The organism is Streptomyces sp. NPDC052079, from assembly GCF_040680275.1.
Taxonomy (GTDB): domain Bacteria; phylum Actinomycetota; class Actinomycetes; order Streptomycetales; family Streptomycetaceae; genus Streptomyces.
Map to the genome: position 1 here is coordinate 498,048 of NZ_JBFAWL010000002.1, position 24,520 is coordinate 522,567.

Consider the following 24,520-nt stretch of genomic DNA (forward strand, 5'->3'; position numbering starts at 1 on the left):
CGGCGCGCGTCGTTCGCGGGGCGGACGCCGGTCAGTTGGTGCCGATCCGCGACAGCAGGTCGACGATCCTCTCCTGCACCTCGGCACTGGTGGACCGCTCCGCGAGGAACAGCACCGTCTCGCCCGAGGCCAGCCGCGGCAGGTCCGCCTGGTCGACGGCGGCCGTGTAGACGACCAGCGGCGTGCGGTCGAGCTGCCCGTTCGCCCGCAGCCAGTCCACGATCCCGGACTGCCGGCGCTGCACCTGCATCAGGTCCATCACCACGAGGTTCGGCCGGAACTGCCCCGCCAGCGCCACCGCGTCGGCGTCGCTCGCGGCCCGCGCGACCTGCATCCCGCGCCGCTCCAGCGTCGCGGTCAGCGCCAGCGCGATCTCCGCGTGCTCCTCGATCAGCAGCACCCGCGGAGGGTGCTGTTCGCTGTCGCGCGGCGCGAGCGCCTTCAGCAGTACGGCGGGGTCGGCGCCGTACGCGGCATCGCGCGAGGCCTGTCCCAGCCCGGCCGTGACGAGCACCGGCACCTCGGCGGCCACCGCCGCCTGGCGCAGCGACTGGAGCGCCGTGCGCGTGATCGGCCCGGTCAGCGGGTCCACGAACAGCGCGGCGGGGAACGCCGCGATCTGCGCGTCGACCTCCTCGCGCGAGTGCACGATCACCGGCCGGTAGCCCCGGTCGCTCAGCGCCTGCTGGGTCGCCACGTCCGGCGCGGGCCACACCAGCAGCCGGCGCGGGTTGTCCAGCGGCTCCGGCGGCAGCTCGTCGTCCATCGGCTGCGGACGCGGCGTGTCCGAAACCTCCACGGCCCCGCCCGGGCCGTCCAGCGGCTCGGGACCCTCGGCGGCGTCCGCGTCGGGCGCCCCTATGGCGTACGAACGTCCGGCGGCCTCGGTGGCGGGCGCGAGCCGGGACTGACCGGCGAGCGAGTGCTGCGGCTGGGGCCCTGCCGGCGCCGGGGCGGAAGCCTGGGCGACCGCCGGTGCCGGGGTCCCGTTCCGCTGGGCCGGTGCCGGTGCGGCGGGCGCGGATTCGGCCGCCGGGTGCGGGCGCCCGTTCTGCTCGTTGCCCGCGGCCGGGTCGGGCCGCGTACCGAGCTTGCGGCGCCGGCCGGAGCCGCCGGGCTGCTGCGGAGGAGGCGTGGCCGACGGCAGCGGCTGCTGCACCTGGGCGGCCTGCCGGTTGAACGGCACACCCTGGCCCAGCGTCCGCACGCTGATCGCCCGCCCCTGCGTGGAGTCCGCGTCCGCCGGCGCCGCGGCCTCCGCGGGCAGCGGCTGGGCGGCCCGCTGCGCCGCTGCCGGTGCGCCCTCGGGCGGCAGCGGGGTGCCGGAGGCGGGCGTCGGCTGTGGCGGTGCGGGAGCCTGCGGCTGCGGCTGCGGTACGGGCGTACCGGCGCCGGAGGGATCACCGGCCGCGGGCCAGGACTGCGGGGCCGGGGTGCCCTCGGCGGGAGTGCCCTGCCCGGGCGCGGCCTCGGCGGGTAGCGGCTGGGCGGCGGGACGCTGTGCCGGTGCTGCTGCTGCCTGTGCCTGTGCCGGGGCGTCGGCGGCCTGGACCTGAGGCTGGTTCTGCGGCACCTGCGCCGGGACGGCCCCCGGCGTGCCCTGTCCGGGCACGGACGCCCCGTGCGGCGGGACGGGAGCACCCTGCGGTGCCACCGGACCCGCCTGCGGAGCTGCCGCCGCCCACTGCTCCGGAGCCCCCGGCGCCTGCCCGGCCTCCGCCGGCGAGGCGACGGCCCGCCGCCGGCGACCCGTCGGGGCGCTGGTGGGATGCGGCTGCGGCGGCGTGTGGTCACCGGCCTGGTCGTGGGGTACGGCGTCGTGGCGGCCCTGGTCGACCAAAACGTCGCCGGGCGGCACGGATGCCTCCGTGCCCGGCTGCGCGGCCTGCCCGACGGCTTCGGCCTGCCCGGCCCGCTCCGGCTGATCCGCCTCGGCCGGCGGCAGCGCGAACACCGTACGGGGCGCCGCCTCCTGGGCCGCCGCGCGCTCGGTGGCGGCGGCCAGGGCACGCCGCCGCCGTCCCGTCGGCTGCCCCGCGCCCTCCTCCGGCGCCTGACCCTGGGCGGGGACATGCACAGCCACCTCAGCGGCCCCGTCCCCGCCGCCGGCCGACGCGGGCAGCGCCGGCGGCAGCGCGTGCTGATCGCCGGACGCGCGCCGGGCACGCCGCCCGGAGGGCGCGGGCACCCCCTGCGGCGGTACGGTCCCGCCCAGCCCCGTGTTCGACGCGGCGGCCCCCGCCGCGTGCTCCGCGGCGGTGACGACGGCCCCCTCGGACACCCCGGCACCGGCGAGCTCGAGCGCGGTGCCGGCCGGCACGTCCTCGGCGGGCCGGCCACGCCGGCGTCCGGTACCGCCCGACACCACCGCGCCCTCGGCGGACGCCTGGGCCGGAAGCTGTGCCTGCGCGGGCTCGGCGGGGGCCGCGCGGCGCCTGCGCCGGCCGGTCGGCGCGGTCCCCGTCCCGGTCCCGGTCCCTGCGTCCTCGTGCGCGCCGGGCACCTCGCTCTCCAGGAAGGCGTCCACGGAGGAACGCCGCGCCCGGCGCCGTCCGCCGGCGGCAGCCGGAGCGGCGGGAGCCGGCTCCTCGGCCGGGGCCGGTGCCTCGGGGGCCGCCACGGCCCCCGCCCCGGCACCGATCGGCACCTCGAGGACGAACGCGCTGCCGCTCATGCCCGGCACCTCGTGTGTCTGCAGCACACCGCCGTGCGCCCGGACGATCCCGCGCACAATCGGCTCGTGCACCGGGTCGCCGCCGCTGTAGGGCCCGCGCACCTCGATGCGGACGACCTCGCCGCGCTGCGCCGCCGCCACCACGACCGTGTTGTCGAGGTAACCGCCCGTCGACAGGGGCGTGTTGCCGGTCGCGTCGACGCCCGCGACGTCCGCGACCAGATGCGCGAGGGCGGTCGCGAGCAGCCGCGGATCGACCTCTGCCTCGATCGGCGGCGCGTGCACGGCGAACTGCACCCGGCCGGGACCGATCAGCTCCACGGCGCCGTCGACCCCGGCGGTGACGACGGCGTCGAGCATCACTTTCGTACGGGTGATCTGCTCGGCGCCGACGTCGAGCCGCTGGTAGCCGAGGACGTTGTCGATCAGCGTGGTGATGCGGGAGTAACCGGCCGACAGGTGGTGGAGCACCTGGTTGGCCTCGGGCCACAGCTGTCCGGCGTCGTCGGCGGCCAGGGCGGACAGTTCGCGGCGCAGTTCGTCCAGCGGGCCCCGCAGGGACTGCCCGAGCAGGGTGAGCAGCTGGTCGTGCCGGGCGGCGAGGGCCTCGTAGCGGTCCTTCTCCCGCTCGCCGAGCGCGGCGTAGCGCTCCTCGTTGGCGGCGAGTTCCTCCGCGTGGCGCTCCTTGAGCTGCTCCAGCTCGGTGACGTGGCTCTGGCGCAGGGCGGTGAGTTCGGAGCCGTGTTCCTCGGCGAGGCGCTCCAGTGCCTCGGCGTGCTCCCGCTCGGCCTCCTCCTTCTCCGTGGCGAGGGCGTCGTAGGGGCGGCGGTCGAGGAAGGTCATGACGGCGCCGACGAGCTGGTCGCCATCGCGCACCGGCGCGGTTGTCAGGTCGACGGGCAGCTTGTCGCCGTTCTTGGCGTACAGCACCTGCCCGCGCACCCGGTGCTTGCGCCCGGAGCGCAGGGTGTCGGCGAGCGGGGACTCGTCGTAGGGGAAGGGGGAGCCGTCGGCGCGTGAGTGCAGGACGAGGGTGTGCAGCTCGCGTCCCCCGAGCTCGCCGGCCCGGTAGCCGAGGATCTGGGCGGCGGCCGGGTTGACGAGGACGATCCGTCCGTCGGTGTCGGTGCCGACGACGCCCTCGGAGGCGGCGCGCAGGATCATCTCGGTCTGCCGCTGCGAACGCGCCAGCTCGGCCTCGGTGTCGACGGTGCCGGAGAGGTCGCGGACGACGAGCATCAGCAGTTCGTCGGCGGTGTAGCCGTAATTGTCGTACGCCTGCTGGCCGGTCTCCAGATTGGCACTGGTGACCTCGACCGGGAACTCGCTGCCGTCGGTCCGCCGCGCGATCATCCGGGTCGGCTTGGTGCGCCCGCGGGGGTCGATGTGGTCGGGACGCCGCATGGATCCCGGGATGAGCTTGCTGTCGAACTGCGGCAGCAGATCCAGCAGCCCCCGCCCCACCAGGGCCGTGCCCGGGGCCTCGAAGGCCTCCAGTGCGATGGTGTTCGCGTTGACGACGGTCCCGTTGGCGTTGACCAGCACCAGGGCGTCGGGAAGCGCGTCCAGTATGGCTGCGAGGCGAGCAGCGCCTCGGGATGGCCTGCTGCTCACGAGACGCTTCCTCCCTGTTACCGCGACGTGCCGACCGCTCGGGCCATCTTGCCAACCTGCCCGCAGCGTGTCACGCGAGGGAGTCTAAGGGCTGGGGTTGCGCCCGCGGCGCCGGATCGGACGGACATCGCATCAGGAAGTGACCGCAATGTGACGCCCGGTACGCCCCGAACGCGCGCTGCCTGCACCGACGCGACCGGAACCTTCGCGGGACCTTTACGTCCCCTGTGCCCCGACTCGCCGCCGCGCCTCGGGCACCAGGGGGACGAGCCGGTCCCAGCGGGCGATCGCGCATCCGTTCGTACGGTCATACGTCGCGTCGACGGGACGTATGGCCCGGGTGCCGGTGACACGGGCGGTGGCGGGTCCGCCGTACTACATGGTGCAGACGGCACCGCGCGGCACCGGGGCGAACGGGTCCTCCCCCCACCGGAGGTTCCGCTCGACGGCCGCGCAGGCCCCGGCGGGGTCGGGATGGCTGCCGCCGGGGCCTGGCCGGCAGCGCACCTAGGCAGCGACGGCGAGCTGAGGCATCACCTGATCAACGCGCCACCGCGCGGGATGGTGCGCCACGCCGACGTGCCGACCGGAAGGGCTTTGCCCTGCGGGCTTCCTGCCTAGTACCGTGGGGACCGATTGGTGACACCCCACATGGTTGTGTCATCATCGGCACGCACTGACCCGCTCGCGCTCACGCGCGGGAGGCCTGTGCATGGAGGCGTCGCCTAGTCCGGTCTATGGCGCCGCACTGCTAATGCGGTTTGGGTCTTAAAGCCCATCGAGGGTTCAAATCCCTCCGCCTCCGCCCTCATCACGAAGCCCCGGCCCCAGCGGCCGGGGCTTCGTCGCACTCCCTCCGAAACCGCGTTTGCGCAGGTCACAAGGGGTGGGCGAAACGGATTTCACATGGCGGCGGCAGTCATGTAATGTTCTTCCTGTCGCCGCGAGCGGGCCGGAAGGGCCGGGAGCGGCGAGAAAACTGAAGAGACAAGCACTCGTAGCTTAACGGATAGAGCATCTGACTACGGATCAGAAGGTTGCAGGTTCGAATCCTGCCGAGTGCACAGTGGAGCAGAGGCCCTGTGGAGTGATCCACAGGGCCTCTGCTCTTAGTTGTTTCGAGACATCCGACTGAGAGAGTCACCCGGGCGCGTGATTTCTTGGAGAAGTGGGGAGAGCTCTCCTGCTCGCCTCGGAGGATGATCCCCGTGACCGAGATATGGGTGGCGATCATTGCCGCCGCAGCTGCCCTGGCCAACCTGATCCGGTTCGGAGGTCTCAGGCCGCGGACGGCGGGATGTTCTGGTTCGCGCGGAAGAAGTTGTGCGGGTCGTAGGTGCGCTTGACCGCGGTGAGGCGGTCGTACTGGTCGCGGTATGTGGAACGGACGCGTTCCGGGCCCTCGGCCTCGCCGAGGAAGTTGACGTACGAACCGCCCATGGAGAACGGGTGCAGATCGGTCCAGTAGTCGACGCACCACTGCCGGATCACGTCCGCGTTGGCCGGGTCGGGGTCGATGCCGGCGACCACACCGGACCACATGGCGTCCCGGTAGGCCCAGGCCGTTTCGCCGGGGTCGACGCGGTGGGCGGCCCCGTCCACGGGGTACAGGTGCATCATCGACAGGGCGGTGGGCAGGGCCCGGCCGTACCGCTCGTGCACCGGGAGGGACTCGTCGGGGATGCTGTCGAAGAAGTCGCCGCGCCAGTACCACTGCAGACCCTTGGGGACCAGCTCGTCGAACATGCTCTGCAGGGCCGGGTACGGCATGGGCGTGGTGAAGTGGAAGGCCGGCGGGGCCGGGTCGTTGACCACGGACAGCACGTCCTCCAGGCGCCCGTCCGTGAGGTCACCGGTGTAGCACCAGATCACGGCGCACATCTTCCGGCCGTGGATCGGCTCCGGGAAGGGCGGCCCGGGCGGGACGGCCATGATCGCGAAGAACCCGTTGAGGTCGTCCGGCGCGGCAGGCAGGAACTCCCGGTACCACCGCAGCACTTCCTGTGTGCGGTCGACCGGCCACACGGTCGCCGCGACCCCGACCGTGTCCACCGGGTGCGGCCGGTAGGTGAGGGAGGTGACGACGCCGAAGTTGCCGCCGCCGCCCCGCAGCGCCCACAGCAGATCCGGGTGCTCCTTCTCGGAGACGCTGATCACGCTGCCGTCCGCCAGGACGACGTCCGCGCCGATCAGACTGTCCACCGTCAGCCCGTACTTGCGGGTCAGATGGCCGTGTCCGCCGCCCAGGGTGAGACCGCCGACGCCCGTGGTCGAGTTGATGCCTGAGGGGATGCCGAGTCCGAAGGCGTGGGTCTCGTGGTCCAGGTCGCCCAGCTGACTGCCGCCGCCCACCTGCACGGTCTCGGTCAACGGGTCGACCCGCACCCAGCGCATGGGAGCCAGATCCAGCGTGAGCCCGTCGTCGATCAGGCACAGGCCCGGCCCGCTGTGCCCGCCCCCGCGTACGGCGAGATCGACGCCCGTCTCCTGGGCGAAGGCGATGGTGGTCCGTACGTCCGCCACTCCCCTGCACTGGGCGATGGCGGCGGGACGCCGGTCGATCATGGCGTTGTAGATGCTGCGGGCCTCGTCGTAGTCCGGGTCCTGCGGTGCGACGACACGTCCTCGCAGGGCGGTACGGAGGTTGTCGAGAGCAGTTGTGTCCAGGCCGCTCATGAACGGACACCCCTCGGGAAGATGGCGGAACCGGATGGCCGCGGCGGACGGAACCGGCGTCCCGGCCGACGGCGTCCAGGGATCGAAACCCCCCTCAATTCAGTGTCACGCGCGTCACACTGGCTCGCGACATGGCGGGGGTCAGCCCGGCCGGCGGGGGGTCTCGCGGCGGCGGAGCTCGTCGCGGAGGTAGCGGGTCAGGGAGGTGGCCGCCGCGGTGAGGAAGACGAAGGTGTAGAGGATCTGCAGGACGGTCACCAGACGGGCCGCCTGGCCGCGGGGGGTGATGTCGCCGTACCCGATGGTGGCCAGGGAGACGAGCGTGAAGTAGAGGGCGTCCAGGCGGGTGGCGATGCCGTCGACTTCGCCGGGGTGCTGCGCCAGGCCCTGGTAGGCGGTCGCGAAGACCAGGATGGACAGGCACATCAACGGCGGGATGACCATCCCCGGGCGGACGCCCGGGACGGACAGCAGCACGTGCACGACCTGGCGCAGCAGCAGGAGGGCGATCACTCCCAGCGCGAGTCCGAAGAGGAGCCAGCTCAGCACCGGACGCCGCGGGCCCAGCCCGTCCAGGGGCAGCAGGAAGTAGGCGGTGACCATCACCGTCACCCCGGCCACCTGGAGCAGCCAGGGCCAGAGGGCGTCCCAGGCCGTGGACGCGCGCCTCAGGCGCGGGACTCGCGGCTTCCGCGACGCGGTGCGCACAGGGCCCAGACGATGAAGCCGTCGATGACGATGAGGACGATCGACCATACCGGCGCGTACGGCAGCCACACGAAGTTGGCGATCATGCTGAGTCCCGCCAGCGCGATGCCCACCGCGCGGGCCCAGGTGGCCCCGGTGAACAGGGCGAGACCGGCGACGGCCACCAGTGCGCCGAGGATCACATGCACCCAGCCCCAGCCGGTGAGGCTGAACTCGTACGTGAAGTTGCGGGTGGCGACGAAGACGTCGTCCTTGGCGATGGCGGCGATGCCCTGGAAGATCGCCATGATCCCACCGAACGTCATCAGGACCGCGGCGGCGGCCGTCCAGCTCGTCGCCCAGGGGCTCTCCGCCTCCCACCCGGACCGGTGGTGCGTACCGCTGACATTGCTCGTCATGTTGTCGGCCTTTCGGACGTCCCCGAGCAGTGCGCTGCCTCATCCAGACTGGCACCCCTGATCGCATCCGGCACCTCGGCCCGTGCCCGCCGTCAGCCGGTGCGGCAGTGCTCCTCCGGGTAGTCCGCCGCGACCGCGCCGGTGCGGGTTAACGAGTCGTGCGGTACGGCGTTCTCCTCGGGGGCGTAGTCGGCGAAGCGCGCGGTGCTGCGGACGTAATAGAGGGAGCTGAACCGTCGGGGGCGGACCCGTTGTCAGTGGTGCCCTCTAGTCTCGGCAGGGATGGGACAGGCATGGAGCTGCTCGGGGCTGCGGTGGTCGGCGGAGGGTCCCGTGCTGCTGTGGGACGGCGGCCGGCGCTCCGCGCTGACCTGGGGGAAACGGGTGGCCTTCGCGGTCGCGGAAGGGGGAGTGCGGACCTGCGTGGGGGCGCGGGGGCACGCCTGTCCGCTCGGTGCGCCGGTGCCGGCGCGGAGCACGGGGGCGCGCTGCGAGGAGTGCGCCCGGCTGGACCGGGCGCACTCGGTGGCCGCCGACACCCTCGCGGACGATCCGCGGCCCTACCGCGTCTACCTGGCGTGGTTCGGGCCCGGGATGGTCAAGGTCGGGATCACCGCGGCCGAGCGGGGGCCGGCGCGGCTGCTGGAACAGGGCGCGGTCTGTTTCACCTGGCTGGGCACCGGACCGCTGATGGCGGCGCGGCGCACCGAGGAACTGCTGCGCGCCGCGCTTCGGGTGCCCGACCGGATCCCCTATGCGGGCAAGCGGGCGGCGAGGGCGGCTCTCCCGGCCACGAGGGAGGAACGGGCGGCGGAGATCGTCGGGCTGCACGCGCGGGCGGTTGCCCTGAGCGGGTGGCCGGAGTCGCTCGACCCGGCGCCGTGCCGGCCGGCCGACCACATGGAGGTGTTCGGCCTGACGGGGGCGTCGGCGGCCGTGGGGGAGGTCGCCGGACTGGTCGCCGGGGGCGCGGTCAGCGGTGAGCTGGTGGCCGCGGCCGGGCCCGATCTCCATCTGCTGACGGACAAGGGGGTCGTGGCGCTGGACACCCGGCTGCTGACCGGGTGGGACCTGGTCCCGGCCGGGGGACTGGAGTTCGCCGTGCCGGTCAGGGCGCTGAAGGAGACGGCGGCGGCGCAGGACGGGCTGTTCTGACCCGGCCCCTGGACGGCGGGCGGGGTCACGGGTGATCGTGTCGGGATGAACGATCACCGCGACACGGGTGCCGAAGCGGACGACGTGCGGCGTTTCTGGAAAGGGCTGGGGCTGCCCGGGCTCATCGACGTGCACACGCACTTCATGCCGGAACGGGTGCTCCACAAGGTGTGGGCCTACTTCGACGCGCTCGGTCCGCTGACCGGCGGGGTCGAGTGGCCGATCACCTACCGGAAGGAGGAGGGCGAACGGGCGGCGATGCTGCGCACGTTCGGCGTGCGGGCGTTCACCGCCATGCTGTACCCGCACAAGCCGGGCATGGCCCGCTGGCTGAACGACTGGGCGACAGGCTTCGCCGGGCGCACGCCCGACTGTCTGCACACCTCGACGCTGTTCCCCGAACCGGGCGTCACGGACTACGTGCGGGACGCCGTCGAGGCGGGCGCGCGCGTCTTCAAGGCGCATGTGCAGGTGGGCGCGTACGACCCGGCGGACGAGGCGCTCGACGCCGCGTGGGGACTGCTCGCCGAGGCGGGGGTCCCCGTGGTGATCCACTGTGGTTCCGGCCCCGCGCCCGGCAAGTACACCGGCCCCGAGCCGGTCGCCCGGGTGCTGGCCCGGCACCCCCGGCTGCGGCTGGTGGTCGCGCACCTCGGGATGCCGGAGTACGAGGACTTCCTGGACCTCGCCGAGCGGTACGGCGAGGTGCGGCTGGACACCACGATGGCGTTCACCGACTTCAGCGAACGCATGGCGCCGTTCCCCCGGCGTGCCCTGCCCCGGCTGGCCGCTCTCGGCGACCGGATCCTGCTCGGCTCGGACTTCCCCAACATCCCCTATCCCTACGTCCACCAGCTGCACGCGCTCGAGCGGCTGGGGCTCGGCGAGGAGTGGCTGCGCAGGGTGTGCCACGACAACGCGGCGGCACTCTTCGGCCTTCGGGGCGGTGAGGGCGGGGCCGTGCCGCCCGGTGGCGCCGTGCTGCCGGGGCGCACGGCGTAGGTCGTCGCCGCCGACGTGTTTCTCAGCGAAAACACAGGTTGCCGAAAGGGTGCTCTCAGAGGCCGTCGACACCGTGTGCGGTATGACCACGACCTCGCCCCGAACGCGCATCGAACCGCTGAGGCCGGACGGGGGCCCCGTCCGCGTGCTGGTGGTGGACGACGAGCGGTCGATCACCGAACTGCTCTCCATGGCCCTCCGGTACGAGGGCTGGCAGATCCGCAGCGCGGGGGACGGGCAGGGCGCCGTCCGGACCGCGCGCGAGTTCCGGCCCGACGCCGTCGTCCTGGACATGATGCTGCCGGACATGGACGGGCTGTCCGTCCTCGGGCGGCTGCGCCGCGAGCTGCCGGACGTACCCGTCCTGTTCCTGACCGCCAAGGACGCCGTCGAGGACCGTACCGCCGGGCTGACGGCCGGCGGCGACGACTTCGTCACCAAGCCGTTCGGCCTGGAGGAGGTCGTCGCACGGCTGCGCGGGCTGATCCGCCGCTCAGTGACGGCCGACCGCCGCTCCGCGTCGATGCTGGTCGTCGGCGACCTCACCCTCGACGAGGACAGCCACGAGGTGACCCGGGGCGGGGACGGCATCCACCTCACCGCCACCGAGTTCGAGCTGCTGCGCTTCCTCATGCGCAATCCGCGACGCGTGCTCAGCAAGGCCCAGATCCTCGACCGCGTCTGGTCGTACGACTTCGGCGGGCGGGCGAACGTCGTCGAGCTGTACATCTCCTATCTGCGCCGCAAGATCGACGCGGGCCGGGAGCCGATGATCCACACCCGGCGAGGCGCCGGCTACATGCTCAAGCCCGCGGTGTCGTGACCGGACGCCGACGACCGCGCCCCGGACGAGGAGAGACCGACGACTGACGGGCACCCGGTCGCGCTGTACGCCGTACGAGGGTCGTTATACGGTGTACGACATGACCGCGTCCCCCCAGAAGCACGCCCCCGGCCGGACCCCCGACCGGACGGACCGGCCGCCACAGGGCCATGCGCGGCGCTGGCTGATCCTCGGCGTCATCTGTCTCGCGCAGCTCACCGTGCTGCTGGACAACACCGTCCTGAACGTGGCGATCCCCTCGCTCACCCGGGAGATGGACGCGTCGACCGCCGACATCCAGTGGATGATCAACGCGTACTCCCTGGTGCAGTCGGGTCTGCTGCTCACCGCGGGGAACGCCGCCGACCGCTACGGCCGTAAGAAGATGCTGCTCGTGGGCCTGGCCCTGTTCGGTGCCGGATCCCTGGTCGCCGGGCTGGCCCAGTCGTCGGGCCAGCTGATCGCGGCGCGGGCCGGCATGGGGGTGGGCGGTGCGCTGCTCCTGACCACGACCCTCGCCGTCGTCATGCAGATCTTCACGCCCGAGGAGCAGCCCAAGGCGATCGGTATCTGGAGCGCCGTCAACTCGCTGGGTTTCGCGGCCGGTCCGCTGGTCGGCGGGTTCATGCTGAACCACTTCTGGTGGGGCGCGATCTTCCTGGTCAACCTGCCCGTGGTGGTCCTGGGCCTGGCCGCCGTCGCCGCCTACGTCCCCGAGTCCAGGAACCGGCAGGGCGACCGTCCCGACCTGGTCGGCGCGGTGCTCTCCACCATCGGCATGGCGGCGCTGGTGTACGCGATCATCTCGGGCCCCGGACACGGCTGGACCTCCGGCCGGGTCCTGGGCACGGCGGCCGTGGCGGCCGCGGTCCTCGGCGCCTTCGCGTACTGGGAGAGCCGGATCCCCTACCCCATGCTCGACCCGCACTTCTTCCGCAACCGCCGGTTCACGGGCGCGGTCGGCGGTCTCGTGCTGATCACCTTCGGCATGGGCGGGGCGCTCTTCCTGCTCACCCAGTACCTGCAGTTCATCCTCGGCTACGGCCCCCTGGAGGCGGGACTGCGCACCGCGCCCATGGCCCTGACCGTCGTCGCCCTCAACTTCACGGGCCTGGGCACCAAGTGGGCGGCGAAGCTGGGCACCCCGCTCGCCATAGCCCTCGGCATGGGGCTGATGGCGGCCGGGCTGGTGTCGATCGCGGTGCTCACCGAGCACGGCTACGCCGGTACGCTGCTCGGCCTGGTCCTGATCGGGGCGGGCACCGCGATCGGCAGCCCGGTGATGGCGCACGCGGTGATGAGCTCCGTGCCCCGTGAGAAGGCGGGCGTCGGCGCCGGGATCAACGGCACCCTCGCCGAGTTCGGCAACGGGCTCGGGGTCGCCGTCCTGGGCGCGGTGCTCAACGCGCGGTTCGCGGCACTGGTACCGGTGGCAGCGGGCTCCCTCCCGGCGGCGCTGGCGGCGGCGGGCTCGGACGGCGGGCGAGCGCGGATCACCGACGCGTTCTCCGCGGGACTGGAGACGAGTCTGCTGGTGGGGTCGGTGGCCGTGCTGCTCGGCGGACTGATCGCGGCCGCGTTGCTGCACCGGGCGGACCGGGCAGACTCGGGGGAGAAGGCCTGAGAGCCGGATCCCCGCGGACCCGGGCACGCGCCCGGCAGGAACCGGTATCGGCACGTCGAGGAAGGTGCGCCATGGTGAGGGCAGCCCAGCGGTCCGGCGGTGCGCCGCGGACCAGCGTCTGGCTGGAGGGCAGGACCCGCGGGGGCGGCGGCGGGCAGCCGTCGGGACTGGACCGGGAGAGGATCACCGAGGCCACCGTACGGCTGCTGGACGCCGAGGGCCCGGCCAAGTTCTCCATGCGCCGCCTCGCCGCCGAACTGAACGTGACGGCGATGTCCGTCTACTGGTACGTCGACACCAAGGACGACCTTCTCGAACTCGCCCTGGACCGCACCTTCGGCGAACTCACCCTGCCCGATCCCGGCGCCGACGAGGACTGGCGCGACCAACTGCGCGCCCTGGCCCGTGAGTACCGCACGCTGCTGGTGCGCCACCCCTGGCTGTCGCCGCTGGCCGGGCGGTTCCTCAACATCGGGCCCAACGCCCTGGCGTTCTCGCGGGTGATCCAGCAGGTCATCCGCAAGACGGGACTGCCCGCCCACGGGGTGACCGGGGCCATCTCGGCCGTCTTCCAGTTCGTGTACGGCTACGGCACCATCGAGGGCCACTTCCACGCCCGCGTCGCCGCCACCGGCATGACCGCCGACGAGTACCACCGGCACGCCATGAGCGAGGTGACACAGGCGCCGGACGCCTCCGAGGTCATTGAGGAGTCGGCCAGGATGATGAAGGCCCGAGGCGGCGACACCGTTGAGGAGATGCTGGAACGGGACTTCGTCTTCGCCCTGGACCTGCTGATCGCGGGCATCGAGGCGATGGTGGCCCGCGACCGGGACTGAGGCCGGGAGGGCCGGCCTCCCGGCTACTCCCTCTCGGCCAGCCGCGCCGGGAACCCGCCGGTCGCGACCGGGCCCCAGCGCTCCGGAGTGATCCGGATGAGCGACTTGCCCTGCTTGACCATCGCCGCCCGGTACTCGTCCCAGTCGGGATGCTCGCCCGCGATGTTCCGGTAGTACTCCACCAGCGGCTCCACGGACTCGGGCGCGTCGACGACCTCCGCGGTCCCGTCGATCTGCACCCAGGGCCCGTTCCACTCGTCGCTGAGGACGATCAGGCTCACCCGGGAGTCCCGCTTGGCGTTGCGGGTCTTGGCGCGTTCCGGATAGGTGGAGACCACGATCCGGCCCGAGTCGTCGACCCCGCAGGTCAGCGGAGAGCCCTGGGGGCCGCCGTCGGCCCGCCGGGTCAGCAGGACCGCCCGGTGCCGGGGCCGCACGAAGTCCAGCAACTCGTCGAGGGAGACACGGGTGTTCGTCGCGATGTTCGCTGCCATGGCGTCAGCCTAGGCCGCCTTCGCTTGGGCGGGGCGGACCCGGGCCGCTGCCTCACCCGTCCACCCCCGCACCACGTGAAGGCACGTCCGTGAAAAGCGGTTAAGGTTCTGTACGTCCTGTGCTCGCAGTCAGGAATGTGCTGCGGAGCTCTCCTGCGCACGGCCGTTAGGCCGTGCATGCCGAAGAGGTTCGTGGTGGCTGCGTCCCGGTTTTCTGATTTGCCCCGTTTTCCTGCCGGTGGGGAGCTGGCGGAAGCGCTGACGGCCGCGGCCTGCCGACTGCACCAGACGTCGACCCCGGACAGCACCCTGGACACGGCCGTCCGGCTCGCGGTGGACCTGGTGCCGGGCGCCGACCACGCCGCCATCTCGGTGATAGAGCGCGACAACCGGCGCACCACGCTCGCCTGGACCGACGAGGTGGTCCGCGCCGCCGAGAACGGCGACCCCCCGGCCGGGCAGCAGCCGTACTGGCACCGTCTGTGGACCGCCCCGGTCGCCGAGGTCGAGGACAGCGGGGGCGACAGGGGCGAGGACGCCCTGTCCGGGCTGGGCCTGCGGTCCGTGCTGTCCCTGCGGCTGCGGGAGGACCGCCGCCGGCTCACCGTGCTCACCGCGTACGCCCGCAAGCCGCACGCCTTCGACGAGGCCGCGCTGCGGGTGGGCCGGCTGTTCACCGCGCACGTCGGCATCGCCCTCGACTCCGCCACCGTGCGCCAGCAGCTCACCGAGGCGATGCGCACCCGGGACCTGATCGGCCAGGCCACCGGCATCCTCATGGAGCGCCTGGACATCGACGCGGCCGGCGCCTTCGACAGCCTGGTACGGGCCTCGCAGCGGGAGAACGTCAAGCTGCGCGACCTCGCCCGGCGGATCGTCGGCGCCCCCAACAAGCCCTGAGACGGGCACCGTCGACGGCCCCTGACGGTTCCTGAGACGGCCGGACTTCGCGGCCGTCTGACCGATCAGCCCTGCGGGTCACTCCACCTGGTCGCCGGGATGGGCGAGCTCGATGTCGTGGTCGCCGGGTCCGCCGTCGGTGACCGTCGCGGTGGTGGCCACCGGCGGGTAGCCCGTGGCGGTCACTGTGTACTCGCCGCCGTCCAGACCGGCGAAGGCGTACGCCCCGTCCGCACCGGTCGTCGCCGTGCCGGCCACGTTGCCCGCCGCGTCGACCAGGGTGACCCGGGCATCGGCCAGCGGGCCGTGCCGGCCGCGGACCACGCCCTGTACGCGGGCGCCGGTCTCCAGGTCGACCTCGACCCGGGTCACGCCGGTGCCGCCCACCTCGACGGGCAGCGCGCGCGGACGGTGACCGGCGGCCTTCACCGCGACGGTCACCGCGCCCGGCACCAGCCCGGTGAACGAGAACTCGCCCTGCTCACCGGTGCCGCCGGTGGCCAGCACGTCCCCGCGCGCATCGGTGACGATCACCATGGCGTCCGGTACCGGCGCTCCGGTGCCGGCGGTGCGCACCGGACCGGTCAGCCCGCCGGTGCCGCCGAGCAGGATGTCGTGGGCGACCGGTGCGCCGTCCACCACGACCGTGGACGCCTGCGGCTGGTGGCCGCCGGCGGCGGCGATCAGGACGTACGACCCGGCTCCGGGTGCGTCCACCGCGTACGAGCCGTCGGCCTGCGCCACCGAGCGCCCCAGCTGACGCCCGCCCAGCGAGATCAGCGTGACGGCCGCCTGGGGCACCGGCGCGCTGTCCGCGCCGCGCACGATCCCGCGTACCGCGAAGCCGCCGGCGGACACAGCGCTCTCGCTCTCCCCGGACGGCGCCGTTGCATTCTCGTCCGCCGCCTGGGCGAGCGCCCCCGTGGTCCGCAGCGGGACCTCCTTGATGAACAGGGTCACCAGGAAGGCGAGCAGGGCGACCGGGGCGACGTACAGGAAGATGTCGGCGATCCCGTGCCCGTAGGCGCTCTCCAGCCAGGTGCGGATGGACGGCGGCAGCAGATCCATATCGGGGATCGCGCCGCTGCCGGAGGCCTTGGCGGCCGCCGCCCGCTCCTGCGGGCCGAGCTGCCCGATGGTGTCCTGGGCGTAGCCGCTGATACGGCCGGACATCACCGAGCCGAGCACCGAGACGCCCACCGCACCGCCGAGGGACCGGAAGAAGGTCACCACCGAGGACGCCGCGCCCAGGTCGCCGGGCGCCACCTGGTTCTGCGTGCACAGCACGAGGTTCTGCATCATCATGCCGACGCCGAGCCCCATCAGCGCCATGTGGACGCCGATCTGCCAGTACGGGGTGTCGTGGCGCATGGTGCCGAGCAGGCCGAGGCCCGCCGTGAGCAGCACGCCGCCGGCCAGCAGCCAGCGCTTCCACCGGCCGGTCCGCGTGATGATGATTCCGGAGACCGTGGACGACACGAACAGGCCGCCGATCATCGGGATCGTCATGACGCCCGACATCGTCGGGGACTTGTCCCGGGCCAGCTGGAAGTACTGGCTGAAGTAGACGGTGCCGGCGAACATCGCGATACCGACGAACAGCGAGGCCAGCGAGGCCAGGGTGATGGTGCGGTTACGGAACAGACGCAGCGGGATGATCGGCTCGGCGGCCCTGCTCTCGACGAACAGGAAGACCAGGGTGAGCACGATCGAGCCGCCGACCATCGCACCGGTCTCCAGGACATCCACGCGTACCTGTCGTCCGCGAAGGTGACCCACACGAGCAGCAGGCAGACCGCGGCGGTGACGAAGAAGGCGCCCGCCCAGTCGACCTTGACCTGGCGCTTGAGCACCGGGAGGTGCAGCGTCTTCTGCAGCACGAGCAGCGCGACCAGCGCGAAGGGCACGCCGACGTAGAGGCACCAGCGCCAGCCGAGCCAGCTGGTGTCGGTGATGACACCGCCGAGCAGCGGGCCGCCGACGGTCGCGACGGCGAAGGTGGCGCCGAGGTAGCCGGAGTAGCGTCCGCGCTCACGCGGGGAGATCATCGCGGCCATGATGATCTGGGCCAGGGCGGACAGACCGCCGGCGCCCAGTCCCTGGATGGCACGCGCGCTGATCAGCATCGCCGGGTTCTGTGCCAGTCCGGCCACGACGGAGCCGAGGACGAAGACGCACAGGGCTATCTGGACCAGGACCTTCTTGCTGAACAGGTCGGCGAGCTTGCCCCACAGGGGGGTGGAAGCGGTCATCGTCAGCAGCGAGGCGGTGACGACCCAGGTGTAGGCGCTCTGGCCGCCGCCGAGGTCGCCCACGATCTCGGGCAGGGCGTTGGTGACGATGGTCGACGACAGGATGGCGGCGAACATGCCGAGCAGCAGCCCGGACAGCGCCTCCATGATCTGCCGGTGGGTCATCGGAGCGTCTCCCAAGGAGCCTCCCCCGTGCTTGGCATGAGCCCGCACACCGGTGGGTGTGGTCGTTGCCATGGGCGTCCTTCTCTTATGTGCTTGCGGGTGTACGCAGGGCCTCTTCGCCTGCGGGAGGCGCCGGCCGGGGTACGGTGCGGCCCTCGCCGAAGCTGTCCCTGAGCCGGGCCATCAGCTGGGTGAGGCGGCCGACCTCTTCGTCGGACCAGTCGCCCAGGCGCTCGGCGAGCAGCTCGGTGGTCCGCCGGAACAGCTCGTCGAGCCGCTCCTGGCCGGCGGGGGTGAGCCGCAGGATGCGGGACCGTTTGTCGGCCGGGTCGGGGGAGCGCTCGATCCAGCCGCGCTCGGCCAGATGGGCGACGTGGCGGCTGGTGACGGACATGTCCACGGAGAGCAGCTCGGCGAGTCTGCTCATACGCATGGCACCGTGGCGGCCGAGAAGCGTCAGCACGGACGCGGAGCCGCCGTGGCAGTCGGCCGGCATGAGCCGGTTCATCTCGCGCCTGACGGCGCCGAAGGCGCTGAACTGCCGGACCAGCTCCTCGTACTGCGCCGACTGGGCCATGGCACCTCCCATTTCGTTGCTTAAAGCAACCGTAGAGATTGATGGTTGCCACAGGCAAATAAAAACCGGCGGGAAGGCTCAAAAAGTTGGCAAAGGCAAGTAATCGCGAGAGTAAACGCGCAGGTGGGGCGGGCCGGGCCGGTTCCGGCCGTGCTCCCCCGCCGCCGCCCGTGCACCCCTACCCCGCCCCTGCACCGCCCCGCTTGGGCCGCCCGTCGGGGATTCGCTAGGGTCTCGTGCCATGGCTGACACCCAGGGCCCGCAGGGCCAGCACGACCCCGCCGGCAGCACCCAGATGTTCCGCGCGTTCGTCGACGAGGCACCCCAGGGCCGGCAGGCCGCGTCCACGGGCGGCGGGCCCCGGATCGGGCTGATCGTCGGCATCGTCGTGGCCGTGGCGGTCGTGGCCGCGGTGGCCTGGCTCGCGCTCAAGTAACGGGCGCGCCCGCGCACAGCACGGCGGCCGCCGTTGCGCCCCTGCGGGCGCCCCGGCGGCCACGAAACCGCATCCCGGATACGGGGAGTTCACGCGCGGAGCGTCCGGGGGACGCCCCGCGCCGCGTGGTGCCTCAGTCGGAGATGAGGCCCTCCCTCAGCTGGGCGAGGGTCCGGGTGAGCAGCCGCGAGACATGCATCTGGGAGATGCCGACCTCCTCGCCGATCTGTGACTGGGTCATGTTGGCGAAGAAGCGCAGCATGATGATCCGCCGCTCGCGCGGCGGCAGCTTGGCGAGCAGGGGCTTGAGCGACTCCCGGTACTCCACGCCCTCCAGCGCCGTGTCCTCGTAGCCGAGGCGGTCCGCGAGGGAGCCCTCGCCGCCGTCGTCCTCGGGGGTGGGGGAGTCCAGCGAGGAGGCCGTGTACGCGTTGCCGACCGCGAGACCGTCGACGACGTCCTCCTCGGACACGCCCAGCACGGCGGCGAGTTCGGGAACCGTCGGGGAGCGGTCCAGCTTCTGGGACAGCTCGTCGCTGGCCTTCGTCAGCGCCAGCCGCAGCTCCTGCAGCCGGCGCGGCACCCGCACCGACCACGACGTGTCGCGGAAGAACCGCTTGATCTCGCCGACCACCGTCGGCATCGCGAACGTCGGGAACTCCACGCCCCGTTCGCAGTCGAAGCGGTCGATCGCCTTGATCAGGCCGATGGTGCCGACCTGGACGATGTCCTCCATCGGCTCGTTGCGCGAGCGGAACCGGGCCGCCGCGTACCGCACCAGCGGGAGGTTGAGCTCGATCAGCGTGTCCCGGACGTAGGCACGCTCGGGGCTGTCCTCGGCGAGTACGGCGAGTCGCAGGAACAGGGAGCGGGACAGGGTGCGGGTGTCGAGGGCCGCCGTGTCCGGAAGCTCCGTGGTGTCCGGGAGTTCGGGGACCGGTGTGGCCGGGCCTTCGTCGATGGGGCCGAGTGCGTCGAGAGCATGGGGAGCTGCCTCGCTCTCCGCGAGCGTGAGCACCTTCGAGCTGCCCTGTTCTGCGGACATGCCACCCCCTTTGGGTCGCGGGACGGTCGCGGCGAACGCTCCCGATCCGAGGAACGCAGCCTTCACCCTGAATACCGGCGCCGAAGCCCCGGCAAACGCGCTTCCCGCAGAATGTCACATGTCGGCAACGCGCTGTAGTGACATGTCGACATCTGAGATACGAATCAGCCCTGCAAGCAAGGGGTCTGACGGGGTTTCGGACCAGAAGTGCACAGAACGGCACTCTTGAGTGATTCACTCGTTCCGGTTACGCGTCGATCCTGTTTGCTGACCGCAGCCGCTGGAAGCTACGCGCCAGTAGGCGGGACACGTGCATCTGCGATACGCCGAGTTCCGCACTGATCTGCGACTGGGTGAGATTGCTGTAGTAACGCAGCAGCAGGATGCGCTGCTCCCGCTCGGGCAGCTGGACGAGCAGATGCCGGACCAGATCGCGGTGCTCGACGCCGTCCAGGGCGGGATCCTCGTAGCCGAGCCGGTCCAGCAGGCCGGGCATCCCGTCGCCCTCCTGCGCGGCCTCCAGCGAGGTGGCGTGGTACGAGCGCCCCGCCTCGATGCAGGACAGCACCTCCTCCTCGCTGATGCGCAGCCGCTCGGCGATCTCGGCAGTCGACGGGGAGCGCCCGAAGGCGGTGGTGAGGTCCTCCGTCGCGCTGTTGACCTGCACCCAGAGCTCGTGCAGTCGGCGCGGCACGTGGACGGTGCGGACGTTGTCGCGGAAGTACCGCTTGATCTCGCCGACCACCGTCGGCATCGCGAACGTCGGGAACTGCACGCCCCGCTCCGGGTCGAAGCGGTCGATGGCGTTGATGAGTCCGATGGTGCCGACCTGAACGACGTCCTCCATCGGCTCGTTGCGGGAGCGGAACCGGGCGGCCGCGTAGCGCACGAGCGGGAGGTTCGCCTCGATGAGCGCCGCGCGCACGCGGGTGTGCTCCGGCGTGCCCGGCTCCAGATCCTTGAGCTGGCCGAAGAGCACCTGGGTCAGCGCCCGGGTGTCGGCGCCGCGTCGCTTGGCGGGCGTCTGGATCGTGTCGGGGGGCACCTCGTCCTGGGGCGGCGCAGTACTGGCCGACATCGGTCAACGCCACCTCTTCATCGCTCACATCGTCCGTCGACATCCGTCAAAAGCGGTCATAGCATCACAAGACTGACTCACTGTGTGCAAGCACCGCATATCCCGTGTTGGGTGAGGGTGAGAGAGGACATCGGCCCTCGGACGCACCGGGGCCCCCTGTCGTCACCACAGGGGGCCTCGGGAGACGTCCGGGATGCGACCGGGCGGAGTCTCAGAACTCGTAGTCGGCGATCACCCAGGTGGCGAACTCGCGCCACAGTCCGACACCCGCCTGGTGCTCCGGGTGCTCCACGTAGCGGCGCAGGGCGCCCGCGTCGTCGAACGCCGAGTTGATGGCGAAGTCGTAGGCGTTGGGACGGTCGCTGATGTTCCAGGCGCACTCCCAGAAGCGGATCTCCGGGATCCTGCCGCCGAGCGAACGGAAGGCCTCCACGCCCTCCAGGACCCTCGGATCGTCGCGCCCGACGCCGTCGTTCAGCCGGAAGAGCACCAGATGTCGGATCATCACTTACCTCCGTTGGCGAGCCAGGTCATGAAGTCGCCGATGGCCTGCGCGGCGTCCGAGATGCCCTGGAACCCGACCGTGACGTAGTCGCCGGCCTTCTCCGGGTCCGTGATGATCAGATAGAGCACGAAGACCACGACGACGTAGACGGCGGCCTTCTTCGCGTTCACCGCCATCGCGGCCCTCCCTGTCGCAGATGTGTGCTGTCGTCACACACGTCGAGCGGGCCCATGATCGCACGAAGGGCCCCGTCCGACGACGGGGCCCTTCACCAGCGGTAGCGGAGGGATTTGAACCCTCGGTGACTTGCGCCACACTCGCTTTCGAGGCGAGCTCCTTCGGCCGCTCGGACACGCTACCGAGGGAGACCTTACAGCAAGGTGGCGCGTGGTTTGAAATCGGTATTCAGCGCTTGCGGAAGAAGTCCGTGAGCTGCCGGGAGCACTCCTCGGCCAGCACTCCCCCGATCACTTCGGGCCGGTGGTTGAGCCGCCGGTCGCGGACGAGGTCCCACAGGGAGCCGACCGCGCCCGCCTTCTCGTCCCGGGCGCCGTAGACGAGCCGGTCCAGCCGGGACTGCTGGATCGCGCCCGCGCACATCGTGCACGGCTCCAGCGTCACCACCAGGGTGCAGCCGGCCAGCCGCCACTCCCCGAGCCGAGCGGCGGCCCGCCGCACGGCGAGGACCTCCGCATGGGCCGTGGGGTCGCCGGCGGCCTCGCGTTCGTTGTGGGCGGCGGCCAGCAGGGTGCTGCCGTCCGGGGCCAGCACGACGGCGCCGACGGGGACGTCCCCGCCCGGGACGGCCCGTGCGGCCTCTTCCAGGGCGAGCCGCATCGCCGGCCGCCAGCGGTCGCGTACCGGATCCGGCGGTCCGGACACGGTGGTGGTGGTCGGCACGGTCAGCGGACGGTCTCCAGGACCTCCGAGGCGCCCAGGGCCTCGGCGATCTCGTTGACGGCGTCCCCGGTCATCGAACGCAACTCCTTCTCGCTCACGCCCAGGTCCTCCAGGACCTGGGCGTCACCGACCGGTCCGTGCGGTACGGCGTCGGCGGAGCCCGCCGTCGCGGCGCCGTCGTCGGCGTCCTCGTCGTCCGGTTCACCGTCCTCCGTGCCGTCGAGGTCGAGGGCGTCCAGGTCGGTGCCGTCGTCCCCGGGCTCACGGCCGAGCAGCTCGTCGGTGAGCAGGATCTCCCCGTAGCTGCTGCGGGCGGCCGCGGCGGCGTCGGAGACGTACACCCGAGGGTCCTCCTCGCCGTCCACGCGGACGACGCCGAACCAGCCCTCCTCCTGCTCGATCAGCACGAGCACCGTGTCCTCGTCGGGAGAGGCTTCCCGGGCCAGGTCAGCCAGATCCGACAGGGTTTCCACATCGTCGAGCTCCGTGTCGCTCGCTTCCCACCCGTCTTCGGTGCGCGCGAGCAGTGCGGCGAAGTACACCGTGACTCTCCCACTGGTCATAGGCGTGCCGGTTGGGAATCCCCCCGGCGGAGGTGTGCGGGCGAGGTCGGCGCGCCGAGCCCCGCCCACTCGGAATCGTGGCAGAAACAAGGCCATCAGGGGATGCCTTCCACTCCCTGTGTCCGCCAGTTTTGATCGCAGTACGCCATGTGCGCACCCAAAGGGCTCACCGGCATGCTCGTTGCGGCCACGTGCGGATCGTACGCGGCCCCGCCCGCCGCACCCGCGCGGCACTCGGGAGGTGCCTTCTACCAGCGGAAGGCGCGCATCCGCATCTACCAGCGGAAGGTGCGCATGCGCATCGCGTGCCGCAGCCGGGCGGCCTTGGCGCGGCGCGGCTGGACCCGGTCGCGCAGCGCGCGGGCCTCGGCGAGGTCACGCAGGAACCGGGCGCGGCGCCGTCGTCGTTCGGCCTCCGGCTCGGTCTCGGCACCGGCCGCACGGCCGGTCCCGTTCCCGGCCCGGCCGGGCGTTTCGCGCGGCGACGGATCCCGCTCTTCCTGCTCAGGCATTGGTTCATCACCCCAGTCCGTCCCTCCCACTTTCCCCGGACGGGCGGTTTGACGCCAGCGAAGGAGTGACGCGGGCCCCGGTGCGCTTGCCGTACGCGGGGACATCGAGCTCTCGGGGCCCGGTTACTGTTGACGGCATGCGTCTCCACGTCGTCGACCACCCCCTGGTCGCCCACAAGCTCACCACGCTGCGCGACCAGCGCACCGACTCCGCGACCTTCCGCCGCCTGGCCGACGAGCTGGTCACCCTGCTCGCCTACGAGGCCACGCGTGACGTGCGCACCGAACAGGTCGACATCCGGACGCCGGTGGAGCTGACCACGGGCGTCAAGCTCTCCCACCCGCGCCCGCTGGTGGTGCCCATCCTGCGGGCCGGTCTCGGCATGCTGGACGGCATGGTCCGGCTGCTGCCGACCGCCGAGGTGGGTTTCCTCGGCATGATCCGCAACGAGGAGACGCTGCAGGCCTCGACGTACGCCACCCGGATGCCGGAGGACCTCTCCGGGCGCCAGGTCTACGTCCTGGACCCGATGCTCGCCACGGGCGGCACGCTGGTCGCGGCGATCCAGGAGCTGATCAAGCGTGGCGCGGACGATGTGACCGCCGTGGTGCTGCTGGCCGCGCCCGAGGGCGTCGAGGTCATGGAGCGCGAGCTGGCCGGCACGCCGGTGACGGTCGTGACGGCGTCGGTCGACGAGCGGCTGAACGAGCACGGCTACATCGTGCCGGGCCTCGGCGACGCGGGGGACCGGATGTACGGGGCGGCCGAGTAGACCGCGGTCCCGTCAGCAGTTCTTCTTCGGGGCGGGCGTCGGTTCGGGGGTGGCCAGTGCGGTCAGGGCCCGGTCGGCGTCCGCCTTCTTCGACAGCTCCCGGAACCCGTCACCGATGATGAGGTCGATCTCGCCGCCCGTGCGGGCGGGGTCGGTGCGGCGCTCGGCGCCGGGGAGCTGGGTGCCGAGCACCGGCAGCGAGGTGTCGAGCGCGGAGGAGGGGCCGAGCAGCACACCGGTGCCCTTGACCTTCTTGTCGTACTCCTCGGTCGCGTTGGCAACCTTGCCGACCTTGAAGCCGCGCTTCTTGAGCTCGTCGGCCGTCTGCTGGGCCAGTCCGCTGCGGGTCGTGGCGTTGAAGACGTTGACCGTGATCGTGCCGGGCACCGGGAACGCCCTGGGGGTGGCCGCGGGGGCCGCCGCGGGGGTCGCCCCGGTGGCGCAGCCGGCCTTGGTGCCGGCCGCGGACACGGAGTCGTCGCCGCTGGTGAACACGTCGATGAGCTGCATCGTGCCCCAGCCGCCGACGCCGAGTACGGCGACGGAGGCGACGGCCAGCGCGACGATCCTCCCGCGCCGCCGGGGCCGGCGCATGCGCGGATATCTGTCGCCCGTGATCCGGTACTGGCCGCCCATGCCAGGTGGAGTGAGCATGCTCATGAGCGCAGCGTAGTGCGCCTGGGCGTCCGTGCCTACCAGATGATCATTCGACTGGGTGCAGTCCGACCCGAAAGGGCCAAACCGGCCGTGGGAAGGCTCCCGAACGGGCGTCTGGGCGGGCGGAACGGACCCCGGGCGGGTATGAGG

At 72.1% G+C, this 24,520-nt stretch carries 22 protein-coding genes, 3 tRNA genes and 2 pseudogenes; 10 read left to right on the top strand and 17 right to left on the bottom strand.

Annotated features, from left to right (window positions below; genetic code table 11):
* Window positions 1-31: 31 nt before the first annotated feature.
* Entirely contained in the window at window positions 32-4,288 is a 4,257-nt protein-coding gene (locus AB0L56_RS06755; RefSeq protein WP_365419728.1) for a PAS domain-containing protein, read from the bottom strand.
* 216 nt (window positions 4,289-4,504) lie between these two features.
* Window positions 4,505-4,795 (bottom strand): annotated as a pseudogene (locus AB0L56_RS06760) (SSI family serine proteinase inhibitor); the annotation flags it as partial.
* Window positions 4,796-5,002: 207 nt separating this feature from the next.
* Between AB0L56_RS06760 and AB0L56_RS06765 the strand changes: the two are divergent.
* Together AB0L56_RS06765 and AB0L56_RS06770 are read left to right on the top strand one after the other, a co-directional pair.
* Window positions 5,003-5,093: transfer RNA gene (locus AB0L56_RS06765), tRNA-Ser, on the top strand.
* Between the two features lie 186 nt (window positions 5,094-5,279).
* Window positions 5,280-5,352, top strand: a tRNA-Arg gene (locus tag AB0L56_RS06770).
* Window positions 5,353-5,566: 214 nt separating this feature from the next.
* Here the strand turns inward: AB0L56_RS06770 and AB0L56_RS06775 are convergent.
* The 3 genes from AB0L56_RS06775 to AB0L56_RS06785 form a co-directional block, all read right to left on the bottom strand.
* On the bottom strand, window positions 5,567-6,964 hold the full coding sequence (locus tag AB0L56_RS06775) for an FAD-binding oxidoreductase (protein ID WP_365419731.1): 1,398 nt from the start codon (window positions 6,962-6,964) through the stop codon (window positions 5,567-5,569).
* Window positions 6,965-7,105: 141 nt separating this feature from the next.
* A complete protein-coding gene (locus AB0L56_RS06780; protein WP_361027163.1) occupies window positions 7,106-7,567 on the bottom strand; it encodes a potassium channel family protein in 462 nt (153 codons plus the stop codon).
* 65 nt (window positions 7,568-7,632) lie between these two features.
* Window positions 7,633-8,070: a hypothetical protein gene (locus tag AB0L56_RS06785; RefSeq protein ID WP_361026961.1), complete on the bottom strand. Its 438-nt coding sequence runs from the start codon at window positions 8,068-8,070 to the stop codon at window positions 7,633-7,635.
* Window positions 8,071-8,352: 282 nt separating this feature from the next.
* Here AB0L56_RS06785 and AB0L56_RS06790 point away from each other — a divergent pair, with 282 nt between their 5' ends.
* From AB0L56_RS06790 to AB0L56_RS06810, 5 genes are all read left to right on the top strand, one after another.
* Entirely contained in the window at window positions 8,353-9,225 is an 873-nt protein-coding gene (locus tag AB0L56_RS06790; RefSeq protein ID WP_365419734.1) for a DUF2797 domain-containing protein, read from the top strand.
* A 45-nt stretch (window positions 9,226-9,270) separates the two neighbouring features.
* The gene (locus AB0L56_RS06795; protein WP_365419737.1) at window positions 9,271-10,227 is read left to right on the top strand and encodes an amidohydrolase family protein; all 957 of its coding nucleotides are present in this window, start codon (window positions 9,271-9,273) and stop codon (window positions 10,225-10,227) included.
* 82 nt (window positions 10,228-10,309) lie between these two features.
* Entirely contained in the window at window positions 10,310-11,050 is a 741-nt protein-coding gene (locus AB0L56_RS06800; RefSeq protein WP_361026967.1) for a response regulator transcription factor, read from the top strand.
* A gap of 100 nt (window positions 11,051-11,150) precedes the next feature.
* Complete coding sequence (locus AB0L56_RS06805; RefSeq protein WP_361026970.1) at window positions 11,151-12,674, top strand: MFS transporter; 1,524 nt, start codon at window positions 11,151-11,153, stop codon at window positions 12,672-12,674.
* Window positions 12,675-12,745: 71 nt separating this feature from the next.
* A complete protein-coding gene (locus tag AB0L56_RS06810; RefSeq protein WP_361026973.1) occupies window positions 12,746-13,513 on the top strand; it encodes a TetR/AcrR family transcriptional regulator in 768 nt (255 codons plus the stop codon).
* 23 nt (window positions 13,514-13,536) lie between these two features.
* Here AB0L56_RS06810 and AB0L56_RS06815 read toward each other — a convergent pair whose 3' ends face one another.
* A complete protein-coding gene (locus tag AB0L56_RS06815) occupies window positions 13,537-14,007 on the bottom strand; it encodes a PPOX class F420-dependent oxidoreductase (protein WP_365419742.1) in 471 nt (156 codons plus the stop codon).
* A gap of 177 nt (window positions 14,008-14,184) precedes the next feature.
* Between AB0L56_RS06815 and AB0L56_RS06820 the strand changes: the two genes are divergently transcribed.
* Window positions 14,185-14,907 carry an ANTAR domain-containing protein gene (locus AB0L56_RS06820; RefSeq protein WP_365419745.1) on the top strand — a complete coding sequence of 241 codons (723 nt, stop codon included), beginning with the start codon at window positions 14,185-14,187 and terminating at the stop codon, window positions 14,905-14,907.
* A 78-nt stretch (window positions 14,908-14,985) separates the two neighbouring features.
* On the opposite strand, the pseudogene AB0L56_RS06825 reads toward AB0L56_RS06820, so the two are convergent.
* Together AB0L56_RS06825 and AB0L56_RS06830 are read right to left on the bottom strand one after the other, a co-directional pair.
* Window positions 14,986-17,396, bottom strand: a pseudogene (locus AB0L56_RS06825) (MFS transporter).
* Window positions 17,397-17,409: 13 nt separating this feature from the next.
* A complete protein-coding gene (locus tag AB0L56_RS06830) occupies window positions 17,410-17,901 on the bottom strand; it encodes a MarR family transcriptional regulator (RefSeq protein ID WP_365419748.1) in 492 nt (163 codons plus the stop codon).
* Between the two features lie 241 nt (window positions 17,902-18,142).
* On the opposite strand from AB0L56_RS06830, the gene AB0L56_RS06835 reads away from it, so the two are divergent.
* Window positions 18,143-18,337 (top strand): hypothetical protein, encoded by a 195-nt coding sequence (locus AB0L56_RS06835; RefSeq protein ID WP_361026985.1) that lies wholly within the window; start codon window positions 18,143-18,145, stop codon window positions 18,335-18,337.
* Window positions 18,338-18,470: 133 nt separating this feature from the next.
* On the opposite strand, the gene AB0L56_RS06840 is transcribed toward AB0L56_RS06835, so the two are convergent.
* The 8 genes from AB0L56_RS06840 to AB0L56_RS06875 all read right to left on the bottom strand — a co-directional run bounded on the left by AB0L56_RS06840 (window position 18,471) and on the right by AB0L56_RS06875 (window position 22,940).
* Window positions 18,471-19,382 carry an RNA polymerase sigma factor SigF gene (locus AB0L56_RS06840; RefSeq protein ID WP_361026988.1) on the bottom strand — a complete coding sequence of 304 codons (912 nt, stop codon included), beginning with the start codon at window positions 19,380-19,382 and terminating at the stop codon, window positions 18,471-18,473.
* 247 nt (window positions 19,383-19,629) lie between these two features.
* Window positions 19,630-20,460: an RNA polymerase sigma factor SigF gene (locus AB0L56_RS06845; RefSeq protein ID WP_365419751.1), complete on the bottom strand. Its 831-nt coding sequence runs from the start codon at window positions 20,458-20,460 to the stop codon at window positions 19,630-19,632.
* A gap of 211 nt (window positions 20,461-20,671) precedes the next feature.
* Window positions 20,672-20,965: a Dabb family protein gene (locus tag AB0L56_RS06850; protein ID WP_361026994.1), complete on the bottom strand. Its 294-nt coding sequence runs from the start codon at window positions 20,963-20,965 to the stop codon at window positions 20,672-20,674.
* The gene (locus AB0L56_RS06855; RefSeq protein WP_361026997.1) at window positions 20,965-21,141 is read right to left on the bottom strand and encodes a hypothetical protein; all 177 of its coding nucleotides are present in this window, start codon (window positions 21,139-21,141) and stop codon (window positions 20,965-20,967) included. Before AB0L56_RS06855 ends, AB0L56_RS06850 begins: the two co-directional genes overlap by 1 nt.
* A 99-nt stretch (window positions 21,142-21,240) precedes the next feature.
* Window positions 21,241-21,325: transfer RNA gene (locus AB0L56_RS06860), tRNA-Ser, on the bottom strand.
* A gap of 45 nt (window positions 21,326-21,370) precedes the next feature.
* Window positions 21,371-21,802 (bottom strand): tRNA adenosine(34) deaminase TadA, encoded by a 432-nt coding sequence (gene tadA / locus AB0L56_RS06865; protein ID WP_361027165.1) that lies wholly within the window; start codon window positions 21,800-21,802, stop codon window positions 21,371-21,373.
* A 65-nt stretch (window positions 21,803-21,867) separates the two neighbouring features.
* Window positions 21,868-22,407: a hypothetical protein gene (locus tag AB0L56_RS06870; RefSeq protein WP_365419969.1), complete on the bottom strand. Its 540-nt coding sequence runs from the start codon at window positions 22,405-22,407 to the stop codon at window positions 21,868-21,870.
* A gap of 296 nt (window positions 22,408-22,703) precedes the next feature.
* Window positions 22,704-22,940, bottom strand: coding sequence for a hypothetical protein (locus tag AB0L56_RS06875; RefSeq protein WP_361027000.1), 237 nt, complete (start codon window positions 22,938-22,940; stop codon window positions 22,704-22,706).
* A gap of 137 nt (window positions 22,941-23,077) precedes the next feature.
* Between AB0L56_RS06875 and upp the strand changes: the two genes are divergently transcribed.
* Window positions 23,078-23,713: a uracil phosphoribosyltransferase gene (gene upp / locus AB0L56_RS06880; protein ID WP_361027003.1), complete on the top strand. Its 636-nt coding sequence runs from the start codon at window positions 23,078-23,080 to the stop codon at window positions 23,711-23,713.
* Between the two features lie 12 nt (window positions 23,714-23,725).
* On the opposite strand, the gene AB0L56_RS06885 is transcribed toward upp, so the two are convergent.
* Window positions 23,726-24,349: a LytR C-terminal domain-containing protein gene (locus AB0L56_RS06885; RefSeq protein WP_365419972.1), complete on the bottom strand. Its 624-nt coding sequence runs from the start codon at window positions 24,347-24,349 to the stop codon at window positions 23,726-23,728.
* Between the last annotated feature and the right edge of the window lie 171 nt (window positions 24,350-24,520).

Coding starts and splice junctions, on each gene's coding strand:
- AB0L56_RS06775 (WP_365419731.1), bottom strand. CDS start 6,964: ATGAGCGGCCTGGACACAACTGCTCTCGACAACCTCCGTACCGCCCTG.
- AB0L56_RS06780 (WP_361027163.1), bottom strand. CDS start 7,567: ATGGTCACCGCCTACTTCCTGCTGCCCCTGGACGGGCTGGGCCCGCGG.
- AB0L56_RS06785 (WP_361026961.1), bottom strand. CDS start 8,070: ATGACGAGCAATGTCAGCGGTACGCACCACCGGTCCGGGTGGGAGGCG.
- AB0L56_RS06790 (WP_365419734.1), top strand. CDS start 8,353: ATGGGACAGGCATGGAGCTGCTCGGGGCTGCGGTGGTCGGCGGAGGGT.
- AB0L56_RS06795 (WP_365419737.1), top strand. CDS start 9,271: ATGAACGATCACCGCGACACGGGTGCCGAAGCGGACGACGTGCGGCGT.
- AB0L56_RS06800 (WP_361026967.1), top strand. CDS start 10,310: ATGACCACGACCTCGCCCCGAACGCGCATCGAACCGCTGAGGCCGGAC.
- AB0L56_RS06805 (WP_361026970.1), top strand. CDS start 11,151: ATGACCGCGTCCCCCCAGAAGCACGCCCCCGGCCGGACCCCCGACCGG.
- AB0L56_RS06810 (WP_361026973.1), top strand. CDS start 12,746: ATGGTGAGGGCAGCCCAGCGGTCCGGCGGTGCGCCGCGGACCAGCGTC.
- AB0L56_RS06815 (WP_365419742.1), bottom strand. CDS start 14,007: ATGGCAGCGAACATCGCGACGAACACCCGTGTCTCCCTCGACGAGTTG.
- AB0L56_RS06820 (WP_365419745.1), top strand. CDS start 14,185: ATGCCGAAGAGGTTCGTGGTGGCTGCGTCCCGGTTTTCTGATTTGCCC.
- AB0L56_RS06830 (WP_365419748.1), bottom strand. CDS start 17,901: ATGGCCCAGTCGGCGCAGTACGAGGAGCTGGTCCGGCAGTTCAGCGCC.
- AB0L56_RS06835 (WP_361026985.1), top strand. CDS start 18,143: ATGGCTGACACCCAGGGCCCGCAGGGCCAGCACGACCCCGCCGGCAGC.
- AB0L56_RS06840 (WP_361026988.1), bottom strand. CDS start 19,382: ATGTCCGCAGAACAGGGCAGCTCGAAGGTGCTCACGCTCGCGGAGAGC.
- AB0L56_RS06845 (WP_365419751.1), bottom strand. CDS start 20,460: ATGTCGGCCAGTACTGCGCCGCCCCAGGACGAGGTGCCCCCCGACACG.
- AB0L56_RS06850 (WP_361026994.1), bottom strand. CDS start 20,965: ATGATCCGACATCTGGTGCTCTTCCGGCTGAACGACGGCGTCGGGCGC.
- AB0L56_RS06855 (WP_361026997.1), bottom strand. CDS start 21,141: ATGGCGGTGAACGCGAAGAAGGCCGCCGTCTACGTCGTCGTGGTCTTC.
- tadA (WP_361027165.1), bottom strand. CDS start 21,802: ATGCGGCTCGCCCTGGAAGAGGCCGCACGGGCCGTCCCGGGCGGGGAC.
- AB0L56_RS06875 (WP_361027000.1), bottom strand. CDS start 22,940: ATGCCTGAGCAGGAAGAGCGGGATCCGTCGCCGCGCGAAACGCCCGGC.
- upp (WP_361027003.1), top strand. CDS start 23,078: ATGCGTCTCCACGTCGTCGACCACCCCCTGGTCGCCCACAAGCTCACC.
- AB0L56_RS06885 (WP_365419972.1), bottom strand. CDS start 24,349: ATGGGCGGCCAGTACCGGATCACGGGCGACAGATATCCGCGCATGCGC.